This is a genomic window from Flavobacterium chungangense LMG 26729 (genome assembly GCF_000735715.2).
Classification (GTDB): domain Bacteria; phylum Bacteroidota; class Bacteroidia; order Flavobacteriales; family Flavobacteriaceae; genus Flavobacterium; species Flavobacterium chungangense.
The window spans coordinates 90196-104850 of the sequence record NZ_JASY01000001.1 but is presented as its reverse complement, the minus strand read 5'-3'; the positions used below and the strand labels follow the sequence as shown (position 1 = coordinate 104850).

Below are 14655 nucleotides of genomic sequence, written 5' to 3'. Positions count from 1 at the left end.
GTATTAAAAAGCGACGTTAAGACCAAATGTGAACGTTTTTCCTTGTCCTACAGAGTTTTTTTCGACTCCCATAGACGTTGTTGAAGATCCGTTTGAAGAAGTCTCCGGATCAGATCCTGTATAAGAAGTAATCAGGAAAAGATTGGTTGCCTGTAAATACAATCTAACGGATGATAATTCTGCTTTTTCAAGGATATTTCCTGGAAGCGAAAAACCAATTGTTAATTGCTGCAATCTCAGGAAATCGGCTTTTTCTGCATTATCAGAAATAGCATATCCGCTGGATCCGTTTGAGATCACATCGTTATAAACCAATCTCGGAATATTGGTTACCTGTCCAGGTGTTGTCCAACGGTTTAAAACATCTGTTGAGTTGTTATAAAAACGCTGATCTAAAAGTGTTCCTCTTGTATTGTTCATCACTTTATTACCACCAGAATACGTGAAACCTACTGTAAAATCAAATGCTTTATATTGTAGATTATTTGTTAAGCCTCCATACCAAACCGGTAGTGCGTTACCCAAAACCTGATAATCTGAAACTGTAATTGCGGCTGCAGTTGTTCCGTCTAAATAGGTCCAGTTGCTTTGTCCGGAAGGAACTGCAGCACTGTATTGTACTTTTTCTCCATTTTTGTTAATGAAGATTCTGCGTCCGTTATCCGGATTTACACCTCCTGTTACAGCACCATAAAGACTTCCCGCGGAATAACCTACTCTTGTAATGTTATTGGCTTCTGTCGTTACCTGTGTATAACCAATAATGTCTGTATTTCCTTCGGCAAGAGCCGTAACTTTGTTCTTCACATGCGTGTAGTTGAAAGAAGCTTTCCATTGAAAATCTGCAGAATTTGCTATTGTTGCGTTCAATCCAAGCTCAATACCTCTGTTATACATTGCCCCAACGTTTGAAAGAATAGCATCTCCCGGAATTCCTTTTGAAGGTGATTGCGGAGTACTTAAGATCAATCCGTTTACATCATTATTGAAATAATCTGCTGATAATTGTAATCGGTCTTTAAAGAAGCCTGCTTCAAGACCAATGTTTGTCTGGTCACTGGTTTCCCATCCCAAGTCTTCATTGCCTGCCTGAGAAATTGCCCAGGTTGCAGCTGTTCCGTAAATTGATGCACCATAAAGATTTTGTGAGGCATATGCTGATGAAAGGTTTCCGTTACCCACTCTTCCCCAGCTTCCTTTTAACTTAAGTGAACTTACATAATCAATAATTCCACTATTTTTAAAGAAGGATTCCTCACTTACAGACCATCCGGCAGATATTCCTCCAAAGTTTCCATATTTACTGTTTACGCCCAAAGCTGAATTTCCATCTTTTCTGAAATTTCCTGTAATGAAATATTTCCCTGCGTAATCATAGGATAGCCTAAAGAAAGAAGACTGAAAAAGTCTTTCGGACAAACCGTTTCCAGATGAACGGATTGTACCCCAGGTTCCCTGGTAATTTTCAAAAAAAGGATCTGAAACATTAGTTTGATTAGCTCCCCAGGATGAATTTTCGAATTTCTGAACATCGTAACCAGCCAATGCAGCAATATGATGGTTTTCACCAAAACGTCTGTCAAAAGAAAGGCTATTTGTAAAATTGTAATTATTTCTTAGAATAGAAATATTAGTTGAAGAGCCGCCTGTTGCAAAAGCAGAAGACCCAAGATTTGGACTTAAATACGAGATATTTTCTGCTCTTAATCTGTCGATTCCGTAATTACTGTCAAATTTAAATCCATCAAAAAAGGTAATCGTTGCGTGAACGTTTCCAACAAAATGATCGTTAGAACTTGTATGCTTACTGTTATCAAACAAGGCTCCGGGGTGCCATAATGTATTGGTAAATAAGTTATTTCCCGGACTTGTTGTACCTGTAGGACTTAAATTATATGTTCCTTCATTATTATAAACAGCAACGTTTGGAGGGAGTGCAAAAGCCAAACGTGCAGCACCAATCAGCAATAAACCACTGCTGCTTAATGAACCCGTATTTTGCGCCTGATTAAAGGTATTGTTATACGAAAGATTTCCACCCAATTTAAGCCATCTGTTTACATCATGATCGATATTAAACCTAGCTCCTTTTCTCTCGAATTCATTATCCTTTGTAATTCCTTCTTGTTTAGAATAATTCGTTGAGAAAAAATATCTGGTTTTATCTGTTCCTCCCGAAATACTGATATTATGATTTTGAGAAACTGCATCACGGTACACCTGATCCTTCCAACTTGTATTAACACGTGAACCATCGGCATTAAAAGACGGAAAAAAAAGTGCTGATGCTACAGCAGCATTATTTTCGTTGCCACTTAATATTTTGCTGTTAAGTACCGCTTCATTTTTTATGTCTTCGTATTGTGTATTATTCAGAAGATCCGGTAATCGGGTAGCTCTGGTAATTCCAACCCAACTATCGTAGGTAACTTTAGTTTTACCTGCTTTTCCTTTTTTGGTAGTCACTAAAATAACTCCACCTGCAGCACGCGAGCCGTAAATTGAGGTTGATGCCGCATCTTTTAAAACATCAATAGATTCAATATCTGCCGGGTTTATATCTGAAAGTGGGTTATTGGCAACAGAATTTGTTGTGGACACATCGCCGGAATTAACCGGAATACCATCAATAACAATTAAAGGAGATGTGCTTAAGGAAATTGAATTTACCCCACGAATTCTGATTACCGGAGCATCATTTAAAACCCCGCTCGGGTTAGAAACATTTACTCCAGCTGCCTTCCCAATCAGTGCCTGCTCAAAACTTTGAACCGGAATATCTTTAATGGTTTTAGACGTAATTCTTGCAGCTGAACCTGTAAATTCTTTTTTGCTTTGCGTACCATAACCTACTACAAGCACTTCTTTTAAAGCTGTATTAGACGGTATAAGTCTTATGTCATTAAATGAGGAACCTGTATTTTTTTCAAGCGGTTCATAACCAATATAATTGATCGACAATACCTTATCTTCTTTTGTTATTGATAGAGAAAATTTTCCATTGCTATCAGCTACAGCTGATTTACCACTTTGTGTCGCAATAATTGTAGCTCCCGGCAAAGGCTCTCCGTTATCAGAACCCCTGACGGTTCCGTTTATCGTTCGATCCTGTGCGCTAAGCCTTCCAGGAAGTATGCTGAACAAAAAAATTAAAACTAGTAAGATTTTTTTCATTGAATTTTGTTTTTAAAAATTGGATATAGTAATCCCCGGGCCGATGTTGAAATGGCCTATCAATAATGCTGATAAAACAGGACTGGGTATAAAAAGACTAAAGACTTTGCATTCGGAAAACTTTAGAATAGTCTTCTTTTAAAAGCAGATTAAATTGTTTGGAATGGGCATTTAAAAATAATAGCTCAGTTTTCATGTCAGTGATAAAAGATTTAATAATAATGACCTTATTCAGATTTTCTAAGGAAATCTTTCTTATCTGTCCACCGTAGCGGAAGGATTTAGCACCTTATTTAGCAACAGGTTGCTAAGACATCATCGGGCCTATTCCCTCAGTCTTTCTGGATAAGTCATGTAGAAATTTTCTACTTGGCAAATATATATATTAATTCTATATAATTAGTATAGTTTAAAAATGTTTTTAAAAAAAATAATTCATAAAAAAATTAATTAACTGTATGACAAATACTTATTCATATTTAAAAAAAGTAGATTTTATTATTTTACACAGAATATTCATGCTTTATTCAATATTTGGAAAATTTAGATACCCAGTATGTTTTACTTTTTAATATTCACTTGCTCCCAGATATTAAATAATGTTTATGAAAATTAATAAAAAACCCTATCCGAAATTTTAGCTTCTGACAGGGTTAACAAAAAAAGTACTTAAGCTTATAAAAACTTATTCTTTGATAATGGTTTTATTTATGATACCCTTGTCAGTCAATATCTTAACTACATAAGTACCAGCACTGGCATTCACGTTCACTTTTACAGTTCTATCTGTAATTTCGTTTATTTCGTAAATTTGTTGTCCAAGCATATTGAATATCGAAATCTGTTTGGCCTTTCCAATAGTTCCAAAATCTATATAAAATTCATTTTTGAATGGTACAGGGTATATTTTCACTTCAGTCTTAATCTCTTCAACAGCCATATCAAGCGTACTCTCAGAAACAGTATTTTTGGATGTACTGCTACAACTAACTGCAGTAGGATTAATCCCTTCTACTTCTATCTTATCAATGTTAGCCAAACCTGATGCTGTAGTCGCTTCTAATCTTATGGTATGAGTACCCGAAGAAAGCGCTATTGTAACTAAAGAACTTGAATTTTCGGCCCAGGTTGTCCAATTGGTTGTAGCATTAAAAGCTGCTGTAGCCAGAGTAACGCCATCTACAATTATTTTAGCGCCTCTTGAAGTAGTGCCTCCATTAGAATATCTCCACCGAAGGATATAATTTCCGGAAGCAGTATTCACAGACCATTCAATTCCTGCACCGACTGCATTATTAGCATTGGCAAAACCAGTACCCTGATATCCCGCATTATTATTGTCTATTGTTCCTTCAACAACACAGAAACCCGTTTCGTTTTCATTGATCGAAATTTCAGTATTTGCTGCAACCGGATCTGTATAGTTAGCAGTTCCATTTTGTTTTTGACCGGAAGTAATAGCTGCTACTAATCCATTAATGTACACTTCCAGATTAGTATATACAGCGTTCAGTGTATAGGCTGTTCCGTCTGAAATATTATTGCTATTTAAACCATTGGTATTTTCCCAGCTATCCGGCATTCCGTCATTATCAGTATCCGTAGGTGCTGTAGTAGAATTGTAGGCTGGCCAGCCTCCAACATCAGATTGTGTATCAATGAGACCTTTAGTACTTCCATTTGAACCAGTATAAGTAAAGGTTCCATTAGTTGCTTCTGATATTATTCTACTGTCCACGGCATCACGCTTAAAGCTTGCTCCTACGTAAGCTAATACTCTGTTGTAGGCATTTGTTGCAGAATGTGTGGTCATTTCACCAAAATTATATTCAGTATTTACACGGAGCTCCGTTTTACTTTTTGAAGATGGATTAGGATCGACGCCATTCCAGTTATCGCCAGAAGTAGTTGAATTTGCAGTAGTATAATTTCCATTGACATAAAAACTACCCCAGACACCTGCTGGCTGAGAGTTAGATCCATCATCCGCACTGGGAGAAATAATTCGGTCGTTTACTCCTGAAGCTGTTGCGGGACCTGCTTTGTAATAATTATTGGTAAGATTATACGACCCTCCTTCAGCAGCATAAGCACTGTTACCGCCCCAGTTATAAACAACATTATTTCTAAAATCAACCATCTCGAGATTAGGAAGTGCCGAGTATCTGCTTCCACAAAAACGGGCATTACGACTATCATGATGAGCCAGCATGTTGTGATGAAACGAGGCTTTTTTTCCTCCCCAAATTCCACCGTAACCATGAGTTCCTTTGTCGTGAACAGACACACGCAAACTTTCAGACATCATGCACCACTGCATAGTAAAGTTTTCATTGTCGTAAAATGAAGCACATTCGTCTGTACTCCAGCTCATAGAACAGTGGTCAATAATAATGTTTTTATGATTTCTGCCTCCAATGGCATCCCCTTCATGCTGTGCCTGGTCGCCCATACGGAAACGAATATATCTAATGATAACATTATCAGCATCTACATTTACTGAGTAATTTTTCAGACAGATTCCATCACCCGGGGCAGTCTGACCAGCTATTGTAATATTCCCATTATTGATTCTTAAATCTGAATTAAGCGCGATGATTCCGGATACTTTAAACAGTACTGTTCTCGCTCCTGTTGCCGTAACGGCTGCCCTTAAACTTCCTGCACCTGAATCATTTAGATTGGTAACATAGATTACCTGTCCGCCACGACCTCCACTGGTGTAACGTCCAAAACCTTCGGCACCCGGAAATGCCGGTGAAGTAACCGCTAGAGCCGCAGTAGCCTTTTGAGTCGATGCTGTAACTGTTAAAGTTCCTGATTTTGTAGCATTTGGAGTCCCGCCAACTGTGGTAATTGTATAGTTAAAAGTGCCACTCACAGTTGGTTTCCCACTGAAGGTTATAGTTTTAGCCGAATTATCTATAGCCGCATTGATTCCAGATGGCAATCCTGATACTGTTACTGTGGCAGCGTTTTCCCAGTTATAATAAAAGCCTGTAATAGCAGTATTTATTGCTACAGTTTGACTAGAACCTCCAGCTCCGTGTTTTATTAATGCAGCTCCTAATGTAACAGAATTAATGATCGTATCAGGATTCCAGTTATCGGTAACCTGTGGATTGGCATTATTTGCTTTTAAAACATTTAATTTTGTATAAGAGGCCGCTTGAGCAACACTTAATTTTTTTGCCCATAAAACTCTTGAAGACGGAACATAACCGGCTCCTGAGTTACTGTATTCTGCAAAACGTGCTGTAGCCTGATTGGCAGCATTACCCCAGTCATTCCATCCTACTGCCTTAATAGCGTTAGTCATACTGGTGTTCATATAGGTAACCGATGCATATCCTCCCCATGGGCGGCCAAGATCCGTAATATTACTTCCTGAACCTGTAATCTGACAATTATTGAATACAAAGCCATATGCTAAATGTGATGCCGTATTAGCTGCAGTTAAAGAGCTTCCACCTTTTGTGTAAAGCTGACAATTTTGAAAATAAGCGATGGCTCCTCCAAAAATAAAGTCTGTAGTACCTTCAAAATAACAATTTTCATGATAAGATCTACCGCTGTGAGGATAATAAGTATCCTGATCTCCTAAAAAACGGCAGTCCTTAAAAACAGCTTTATCCGCAGTACAGCGAACAGCTACTGCCTGTCCAACAGGTCCGGATGAATTAGCAAACGTAAGGTTCAATGCATAAAAACCTGCCCCATTGATGAAAGTACTTGCCGAATTTGAGGTTCCGTAAGCAGCTCCTGTTGCCGGATTAATTTTGGATGCATAGTTATTATAGGTCAAAATAGTTCCGGTTGAACTTTGTCCTACGAAGGTCAGATTTGTTTTATTTGAAGGAATCGTAATTACTTCATAATAAGTACCATTTTTAATATAAATTTTAGTTCTGGTGGAACTATTAGAAGGAGCTGCATTCACGGCTGCCTGTACAGTGGTATAATTACCTGTTCCGTCCTTTGCAACTACGATATCGTAGGTCTGTGCTTTCAGTTGTATCGAAAAGAAAGCTAAAAAAGCTAATAGTAAAATTTTTTGTTTCATACTTTTTGGTTTTGGTTAGATAATAGTTTTACAGATTAAGTACTTTCCTGTTAAAACAAAACTATAAAAAACCATATACAAATACAGTAGACATATCACTATTAAACAAGGGGCAAAAACAAATATTTGTTAATCAAACCATTATAACATCTGTGAGTTTTTAAAAACATAAATTTCAGTACTGGCGCTATTTAGTATGTAAGATAAAAATAGTTCACAATAACCCAAATTTGTCCTTATAGCATCTAAGTTCAGAATCAGTTTTATGCAGTAACTTTTCCAACAGCATAATTTTGTCCTGATAAAGCAGATTTAAATTCATAAGACCATAGTTATCTGAAAGTATACTGTTTCTTTTAACAGTATTTGCTATATGAAGATTCGTCTCAAATCTTATAATATGTTCTACACTAAGTTCAAAAACAGACGCTATTTCTTCTAACTTCTCAAAACTCATTTTGGCATTTCCTTTTTCGATTTTGCTGTAACCGGCTTGTGTAATTCCCAATCGCACAGCCATATATTCCTGGGTATAATTCTTAAGTTCTCTGATACTTCTTATATTATCGTTTATATTGCTACTCATCACATTTTTTGATTTAGTATCAAACTATTATTAAATCTAAATCACTACTTATTTGTAAAACAGTAATTCCTGAATACAGCAAATAAAGAAAGTTAAATGAGAATGCACAATAACAAATGTTAAGCGTTTAAGCATCTTTCCGCAAGGTATATTTTAACCGACTTAAATGGACAGGAGTAATATTCAGATATGAAGCTATATAATATTGAGGTACACGCTGAAAAAGATTGGGAAAGTGACGGTTCATAGACAAATAACGCTCTTTAGGTGAATTGGTATAAAGGGCTTTAATTTTATCATTAATAATAAAAAAATATTCCTCAGTAATAAGTCTGCCAAGTTTCTCACCATACCTGACTGTATTGTAAAAATTGTGAAGCATTTCTCTGGAGATAACTATAACAACAGTATCTTCCATTGCCTGTATGGAATGATTGGATGGAACATTTTTTAAAAAACTTTCATAGTCGGTGGCAAAAGTATTCTCCAGACAGAAGTGAAAGGTTTTATCTTCACCCTTTTCGTCTGCAAAATAAATGCGTAACAGACCACTCACTACAAAAAAGATTTTATCACAATCATCATTTTCATTTAGAAGCATGCTTTTTTTTAAAAAAAATGAACTGCTAAGCATACTCTGACAGTATTGCCACTCTGCATCACTGATATAGATATAAGAAATAATCATTCTATACAGATTTATTATTCCGTAATCTTTTAAATGTTCAGTTTGGATTTTTTTTCTTTTATAAACTCTCCTTGATTTTTCTGGTATCATAGAATTAACGTCGCAATAATTTAAAATTTTCTGCAAAGTTAAGTATCAGGACGAGGCGTAAAAAATTCTGAATACAATAAGAACAAACTATACATTTCAGGTTAAAAAAAAAGGTAACAGTATCTGTACCATTACCTTTATGCAGCTCTGAAAATTACAACGCAGGAAGAATCCGTGAAAGCCTGCAGGAAACGATACACTCAAAATCATAACTGACACAAGAGCATATAGACCTACGGCAATAAGAAGTGTTTTTTTCTAATATAACATAATTGGGTTAATTACTAATTGCATCATTCACAGACTGGCTGTCTACAAACTGCTCAAAACATATAATTTTTCCATCCTTTAATTTCCAGATATGCGCAACTCTGGCCTCAAATACTTTTCCTGTAATTTTATAGGTTCCGCTATAAGTTCCGTAGGCTACTACTTTATCTTCATTCCAGACATAGTCTTCCGGAGTAAATTTATAATCGATCCATTCGCTTCCAAGCCTGGCAAAAACATTTTTAAAAATATCATCTAAACCAATATATGTTCCGGCATAAGGAAATCCTTTTGCTTCTGTCCATGAAATATCATCGGCTGCATAAGCAGTTAGATTTTTACCATTTTCTTCCGAAGTTTTTCCTTCGTAAGTACTTTTTACAATATCAAGATTTGTCATTGTTTTTCTATTTAACAAAAGCCTGAACACTTTATGTATTCAGGCTGCAGATTATACTTTTACCATTTCATTTCTCCTGTATTCACCTTTGCTCCTATAGCCAAAGCAGTATCAAAAGTAAGCGCCGGATATTCTGCTTTTAAAGCTCCGATTAAACTTTCAGAAGTTGCATTATCCTGAAGAGCCTTTTCATAAAACTCAATATATTGTTTTGTATGCATCACAGCTGCCACATCAAAAGGAGAATCTGAATTAGCATGCGCCGGAATAACTATTTCAGGATTCAGGTCTTTAATTTGATCTAAAATTGAAATCCAGTTTGTACGCGCTTCGACTGTCTGTGCATCTGCCATCCATAAATTAAAAGTTGTCCCAAAAATATTAATCCCTCCAACCACTGCTTTTATAGTTGGAATCCAGATAAAAGTTTTAGACGGAAAAGATTCCAGCCCAAAAACTTCTAATTTATGACCTTCTAAATCAATACTGTTTCCCTTTAATACCTGAGGCAAAACAACATTTGAGGTAATTTTGTTTCCTAATCTTTCTCCCCATATTTCCAATTTCTTCTGTGCTGTAGCCTTTATATGTTCTACTGTTGCAGGGGCAGCATAAGCGGTTACCTCAGGAAAATGTTTTTTAAATACTTCAAGACCAAAATAAAAATCAGGATCTCCATGAGAAACATAAACAGCTACTAATTTTTTACCGCTTTTTTTGATTTCCTCTGCCACAATTTCGGCTTCCGCCAAAGTAAACTGGGCATCAATCAAAACCACATCTTCTTTTCCTGAAATGATTGTTGAAGCAACCCCAAAACTATTTTCTGATGCATTAAAAACTTTAAGATTCAAATTTTCAGTTTCAATCGTTTTGAAACTTTTTACATGTGATTCCATACTGTATAAAATTAAAATTTATAAAAATTCGCAATTCTTTATTCCATTATTTAATCATACAAAGATTAAATCTTACAGGCCTTAAAACATTAAACTAGTTTAAAAAAACAGGGCATCAATTTGTTTTGTAATGGCTTCAAATTTAGCATAACCCTGTTCAAGTATAAATATCTTATCGTCTTTCTGCGCCAGTAGTGTAGGATAAGAACGTGCATAATGAAGTGCTTTGTCAAATGTGTTCTGCGTCTCCTGTTTCAATACTTCAGAATGGAATGCTTTTAAAAATTCTGTTTTATTCAAATTTAAAATATCGCAGACAGCAAGATAAGTATCATCTGCATTGAGATCTTTTCCGTACCAGTATCTTGCTTTTTGAACTTCTGCAGCAAAAACTACTGCCTTTGATTCCCATAATTTTGTCGCCGTGACTATTGCTCTTGACGGAATTTCGCTGTCAAGGATTATTTCCTGATTCTCTATAAACTTAAAATAATCATTTCCGAATTCTGTTCCTGTAATCTGCTGTATCTGTGGATCGTGTTTTTTAATGTAAGCAGCAATTTGTGTAGTCTGCTTTCGGGCATTTTCGCCTGTCCACATTCCTGCCGGAAGAATTGTAAAATCCAGATTATCCTTGTATTTTTCGTACAGCTTTACAATATTGGTCGTATTTCCATAGCACCATCCGCAAAGAGGATCCATTATATAAATTAGTTTCATCTTTTAATTGATTAAATTACAATGCAAAGATGGTATCGAAAGACCTTTAAAAACATTAAAGTAGTTTAAAAAACACCTTTCTTAATTATTTTTTAATGCAATTTTCTTTCGGATATTACTTAAAAAAACATTGGTAATTCCCAGATAAGCTGCTATGTGAATGTTAGACAGACGCTGTATAAGCCGGGGGTATCTTTCTGCAAACTCAATATAACGCACTTCTGCCGTTTTACTAAGATTATCTATCATACGTCGCTGCAGCGCAACATGCGTTTTTTGGGTCATTATTCTGAAAAGTTTTTCTATCCCAGGCAGATTCGAATAAGCAAATTCTTTATCCTTTTTTGAAATAAGCAAAACATCACTATCTTCCAGTGCTTCTATAAAAAGCTGTGAAGGGATTTCATTTATAAAACTGTCAATATCGGTAATCCACCAATTTTCTACTGCGAAATAAAGAATCTGTTCAAAGCCATTCTGATCAATATGAAAAACCCGAAAAAGCCCTTTTACTACAAACCCTTCAAATCTGCAAACTTCTCCTTCACGAAGTAAGAAACTCTTTTTTTTGATTTTTTTAGGTTCAAACAAATTACAAAATGCTTTTACTTCATGTTTAGTCAGATTAAGGTGTGCTGTAATATTATTTTCAAGTTGTTCTCCCATTTAAGCTTTAGATAAAAAAACAAATAAAAATACTAAAAATTCTACTTTGGGTTACTTTTAGACCTAATTCTTTTTTCAATTGCAGATTAACAACATTCAAAATGCAAATATGATTCAGATTTTTTAAATCAATGACTAATTTGTCTCCGGCAGCTTATCGCAGGCAATACACATAAAAAAGTTTGCTTGTAAAGTATAAGAGAGCTATCTTTTATACGAAGAAGGATACTGAATCTATTCAAGCCAAAGTAAAATCAGCTTATTTTGGCATTACTGATATTGCAGAGATCCATCTAAATTTAGGGCTTTGTATATTAATAGTGTTTAATGCGATTTCTAACCTGCAATTTTCAACTATAGTTTATGTAAAAGCATGCTATTTTACGTTAATCAAATAATAAAAATCTAAAAATATAATGGAAAAATAAACGAATATTCTTTCAAAACAATAATTTTCAAAATGGTTTTAAAATTTATTAAAAATAATCAATTAATAAAATAACTTTATTAACTCTTTTTTTATATAAAACAATCAATTATGAATCAAACAAATACATCTTAAAAACGTAATTCATGTACTATTGATTATTTATAAATAGTATATTTTCAAAAAAATTAAGACAATAATTTTAAAAAATCATTTGGTCTATTTTAAATTTTATTGCATTTTTGCACCCGCATTAGCAAAACAGGCCCGTTCGTCTATCGGTTAGGACGCATGGTTTTCATCCATGTAAGAGCGGTTCGATTCCGCTACGGGCTACTACACAAAGCTTCAGAGAAATCTGGAGCTTTTTTATTTTAATTGTATCATAAAAATTAATTTCCTACTGAAGCTTCCCAGTCCCTATCTCTTCGGTGTGATTCTTCTGAATAATCTAAATTATTTTGGAAAGCAATAATTGTTGATAAACGATCCTTTTGTTTGAAACTTGAAGTTTGAGTTGAACCGGTAATATTTATAGTAAAATTGAAATCAAAAGAACAACAAATCGTCCATGCTGACAATGCAAAACATAATACTTTTTTTTCATGGTCACCATCTGAGTTGCAGTTTTAATATTTCGTTTCTATCGTTGAGATTAGAGAAAACATTTCTAAGCTATCTGGATTTTTTTTAATTGTTTGTGTCTCCAATCGTTGAGGGCACGAAAACATTTCCACGCTATCGTTGAGTTAACATATCCTCTTCATCTGGATTATTCTCTTTAAGGAGATATCATTTCTTCACGAAAATATTGATCTGATATAGTAAACATTAAATCATTAAATTGTAAATCTTTATTTTTTATCAAATATCCCTCTTTTTCTTTTTTATACTCAATACCATATTCAGTAAATAATTTTTCTAATTTTACTTTATCATAGTCATTAAAATTGATAATTGGTTTAAATTCACCATAAGCGTTAGGTTTATATAATATGAATTTTGAATATGAATTTTCATATCTATTATATGTAAAAAATAATAGATATGTAATTGAAAATAAAGAAAATAACTTACTAATTTTTACCAAGAGTCCTCTTTTATTGCATGAATGTATCATCATGATATTTTGTTTTAACATTATTAGAGCCTGTTTAAATTTTATTAATGAAATTTTTATGCTGATAATTTGGTCATATTCTCGGATAATTCCTGATAGCGCATTCTATGATAAAAACAAGTAATTCTTTTAAACTTTGAATTTAGATTTTATTCTCACCCTACAAACTACTTGAAAATCTGAAGAATTCATCTTCTAAAAATATTATTAATTAAACTTCATACTTCTAATAAAATAAATTATTAATGGAAATTTATATAGAAAAAAAAGAGATATGTTTCTTTTCAAAAAAAACAATAAACAAATTTACAGTGGAAATTATTCAATCGAAAATTTTAAATTAGTAAAAAAACTTTGTTTAAATAATGAGACAATATCAGAAACAGAGCTTCATTATAATTTTCCGTTTAATTTTTATCATAGTATTTACTTAAATCGCAGACAATTTTTCTTTGAATTAGAATGTGTTAGCTTATTGAAGGGTAAACATGAATTAATAGCAGATGGAAGCATTTATAAAATCGTAATGCATAAAAAAAAAGCATCTATTTTTAAAGATCAAATACAAATTGGCTACTTTGAAGAAAATTTATTTGATTATATGGGAGGACATGGAATTAAAATAGTGCTAAATAATGATGTTAATGAAGTTTTGATATGCTCTATAGTAATGGCTCTAAGATGTAATTTTCAAAATGATTATTCATCATTTTCTATTAATTTGGGAAATTTTGGATCAGAAGAAACAAAATTTGATTCTTCATGGCGTCCTATTTAATTTAAACTAAAAAATATTTTGTTTTTAAATAATTTTCGAAATATGCTTATCAAAATTGATTTCAAATGAAATTTTTATTCCTTTCCAAAATCATCTTGATTTTTAATCTAAATGATTTAGCCTATTTTACTGATACTATCGCTACTATAAGATGTTGAGCCCTATGATTTAATGTTTTTACAATTTACTTTTAATCGTTTATCTCTCTTATTTGGAAAAAATAATCTGTAAAAATATATTAATTCTATTACTATTTTGTAAAATTTATTATAATCGACATCTTTATGGTAATAAATTCGTAAATATTGAGATCCTAATTTATTAAATTCAGGATAATAAAAACAAAAAAAATCAACTTCAGGTTTTAAACATATTGATTGAAAATATTTATTTCTATAAATAGCTTTAAGTTCAAATACTTCTTTTATCTCTAAATCATTAAGTTCTATATTTATATTTATTATATCGTATATATGCTCCCTACCACAGCGAGTATCTGTAAAATCCAATTCAGCAATTTTTTTATTATCATAAACCACCTCCCATCCGCAGTAAATACCATCATAAGAGTCTATTAATTTTTTAAAATAAATAATTTTTTTTATAATTTTCTTCATAATATAAATTAATTTCATCAATCTCATCAGCAATAAAATCTGCACCTCAATAGCGAGTAAATGTTTTCAGTACCCGCAAAAATAAGACACAGAGAACAAAAACTAATCTGTGCCAGATAACACAAAATTGCATTCTGTATCCACAAAGAAAGGAAAA

General features: G+C 33.5%; 11 protein-coding genes, 1 tRNA gene and 1 riboswitch. Of the genes, 2 read left to right on the top strand and 10 right to left on the bottom strand.

What is annotated here, in order from left to right:
* Positions 1-3: 3 nt before the first annotated feature.
* The 8 genes from JE46_RS00450 to JE46_RS00415 form a co-directional block, all read right to left on the bottom strand.
* On the bottom strand, positions 4-3174 hold the full coding sequence (locus JE46_RS00450) for a SusC/RagA family TonB-linked outer membrane protein (protein ID WP_031453278.1): 3171 nt from the start codon (positions 3172-3174) through the stop codon (positions 4-6).
* Positions 3175-3426: 252 nt separating this feature from the next.
* A riboswitch (SAM riboswitch) is annotated at positions 3427-3526 on the bottom strand.
* 333 nt (positions 3527-3859) lie between these two features.
* On the bottom strand, positions 3860-7237 hold the full coding sequence (locus JE46_RS00445; protein ID WP_051872766.1) for a pectinesterase family protein: 3378 nt from the start codon (positions 7235-7237) through the stop codon (positions 3860-3862).
* Positions 7238-7451: 214 nt separating this feature from the next.
* Complete coding sequence (locus tag JE46_RS00440; protein ID WP_031453276.1) at positions 7452-7823, bottom strand: helix-turn-helix transcriptional regulator; 372 nt, start codon at positions 7821-7823, stop codon at positions 7452-7454.
* Between the two features lie 127 nt (positions 7824-7950).
* Positions 7951-8601, bottom strand: coding sequence for a Crp/Fnr family transcriptional regulator (locus JE46_RS00435; RefSeq protein ID WP_051872765.1), 651 nt, complete (start codon positions 8599-8601; stop codon positions 7951-7953).
* Positions 8602-8878: 277 nt separating this feature from the next.
* On the bottom strand, positions 8879-9271 hold the full coding sequence (locus JE46_RS00430) for a nuclear transport factor 2 family protein (protein ID WP_031453274.1): 393 nt from the start codon (positions 9269-9271) through the stop codon (positions 8879-8881).
* 59 nt (positions 9272-9330) lie between these two features.
* The gene (locus JE46_RS00425; protein ID WP_031453273.1) at positions 9331-10170 is read right to left on the bottom strand and encodes an MBL fold metallo-hydrolase; all 840 of its coding nucleotides are present in this window, start codon (positions 10168-10170) and stop codon (positions 9331-9333) included.
* Positions 10171-10269: 99 nt separating this feature from the next.
* Complete coding sequence (locus JE46_RS00420) at positions 10270-10890, bottom strand: DsbA family protein (RefSeq protein WP_236010698.1); 621 nt, start codon at positions 10888-10890, stop codon at positions 10270-10272.
* Positions 10891-10971: 81 nt separating this feature from the next.
* Complete coding sequence (locus tag JE46_RS00415) at positions 10972-11556, bottom strand: Crp/Fnr family transcriptional regulator (RefSeq protein ID WP_031453271.1); 585 nt, start codon at positions 11554-11556, stop codon at positions 10972-10974.
* 691 nt (positions 11557-12247) lie between these two features.
* On the opposite strand from JE46_RS00415, the gene JE46_RS00410 reads away from it, so the two are divergent.
* A tRNA-Glu gene (locus tag JE46_RS00410) sits at positions 12248-12319 on the top strand.
* Between the two features lie 445 nt (positions 12320-12764).
* On the opposite strand, the gene JE46_RS00400 is transcribed toward JE46_RS00410, so the two are convergent.
* On the bottom strand, positions 12765-13106 hold the full coding sequence (locus JE46_RS00400; RefSeq protein WP_157505834.1) for a hypothetical protein: 342 nt from the start codon (positions 13104-13106) through the stop codon (positions 12765-12767).
* A 271-nt stretch (positions 13107-13377) separates the two neighbouring features.
* On the opposite strand from JE46_RS00400, the gene JE46_RS00395 reads away from it, so the two are divergent.
* Positions 13378-13881 (top strand): hypothetical protein, encoded by a 504-nt coding sequence (locus JE46_RS00395; protein WP_031453268.1) that lies wholly within the window; start codon positions 13378-13380, stop codon positions 13879-13881.
* 161 nt (positions 13882-14042) lie between these two features.
* Here JE46_RS00395 and JE46_RS00390 read toward each other — a convergent pair whose 3' ends face one another.
* Positions 14043-14498 carry a hypothetical protein gene (locus tag JE46_RS00390; RefSeq protein ID WP_157505832.1) on the bottom strand — a complete coding sequence of 152 codons (456 nt, stop codon included), beginning with the start codon at positions 14496-14498 and terminating at the stop codon, positions 14043-14045.
* Positions 14499-14655: the final 157 nt, after the last annotated feature.

Bases quoted from the DNA above. Each gene is read 5' to 3' on its own strand.
- JE46_RS00450 (WP_031453278.1), bottom strand. From the start codon at position 3,174: ATGAAAAAAATCTTACTAGTTTTAATTTTTTTGTTCAGCATACTTCCT.
- JE46_RS00445 (WP_051872766.1), bottom strand. From the start codon at position 7,237: ATGAAACAAAAAATTTTACTATTAGCTTTTTTAGCTTTCTTTTCGATA.
- JE46_RS00440 (WP_031453276.1), bottom strand. From the start codon at position 7,823: ATGAGTAGCAATATAAACGATAATATAAGAAGTATCAGAGAACTTAAG.
- JE46_RS00435 (WP_051872765.1), bottom strand. From the start codon at position 8,601: ATGATACCAGAAAAATCAAGGAGAGTTTATAAAAGAAAAAAAATCCAA.
- JE46_RS00430 (WP_031453274.1), bottom strand. From the start codon at position 9,271: ATGACAAATCTTGATATTGTAAAAAGTACTTACGAAGGAAAAACTTCG.
- JE46_RS00425 (WP_031453273.1), bottom strand. From the start codon at position 10,170: ATGGAATCACATGTAAAAAGTTTCAAAACGATTGAAACTGAAAATTTG.
- JE46_RS00420 (WP_236010698.1), bottom strand. From the start codon at position 10,890: ATGAAACTAATTTATATAATGGATCCTCTTTGCGGATGGTGCTATGGA.
- JE46_RS00415 (WP_031453271.1), bottom strand. From the start codon at position 11,556: ATGGGAGAACAACTTGAAAATAATATTACAGCACACCTTAATCTGACT.
- JE46_RS00400 (WP_157505834.1), bottom strand. From the start codon at position 13,106: ATGATGATACATTCATGCAATAAAAGAGGACTCTTGGTAAAAATTAGT.
- JE46_RS00395 (WP_031453268.1), top strand. From the start codon at position 13,378: ATGTTTCTTTTCAAAAAAAACAATAAACAAATTTACAGTGGAAATTAT.
- JE46_RS00390 (WP_157505832.1), bottom strand. From the start codon at position 14,498: ATGAAGAAAATTATAAAAAAAATTATTTATTTTAAAAAATTAATAGAC.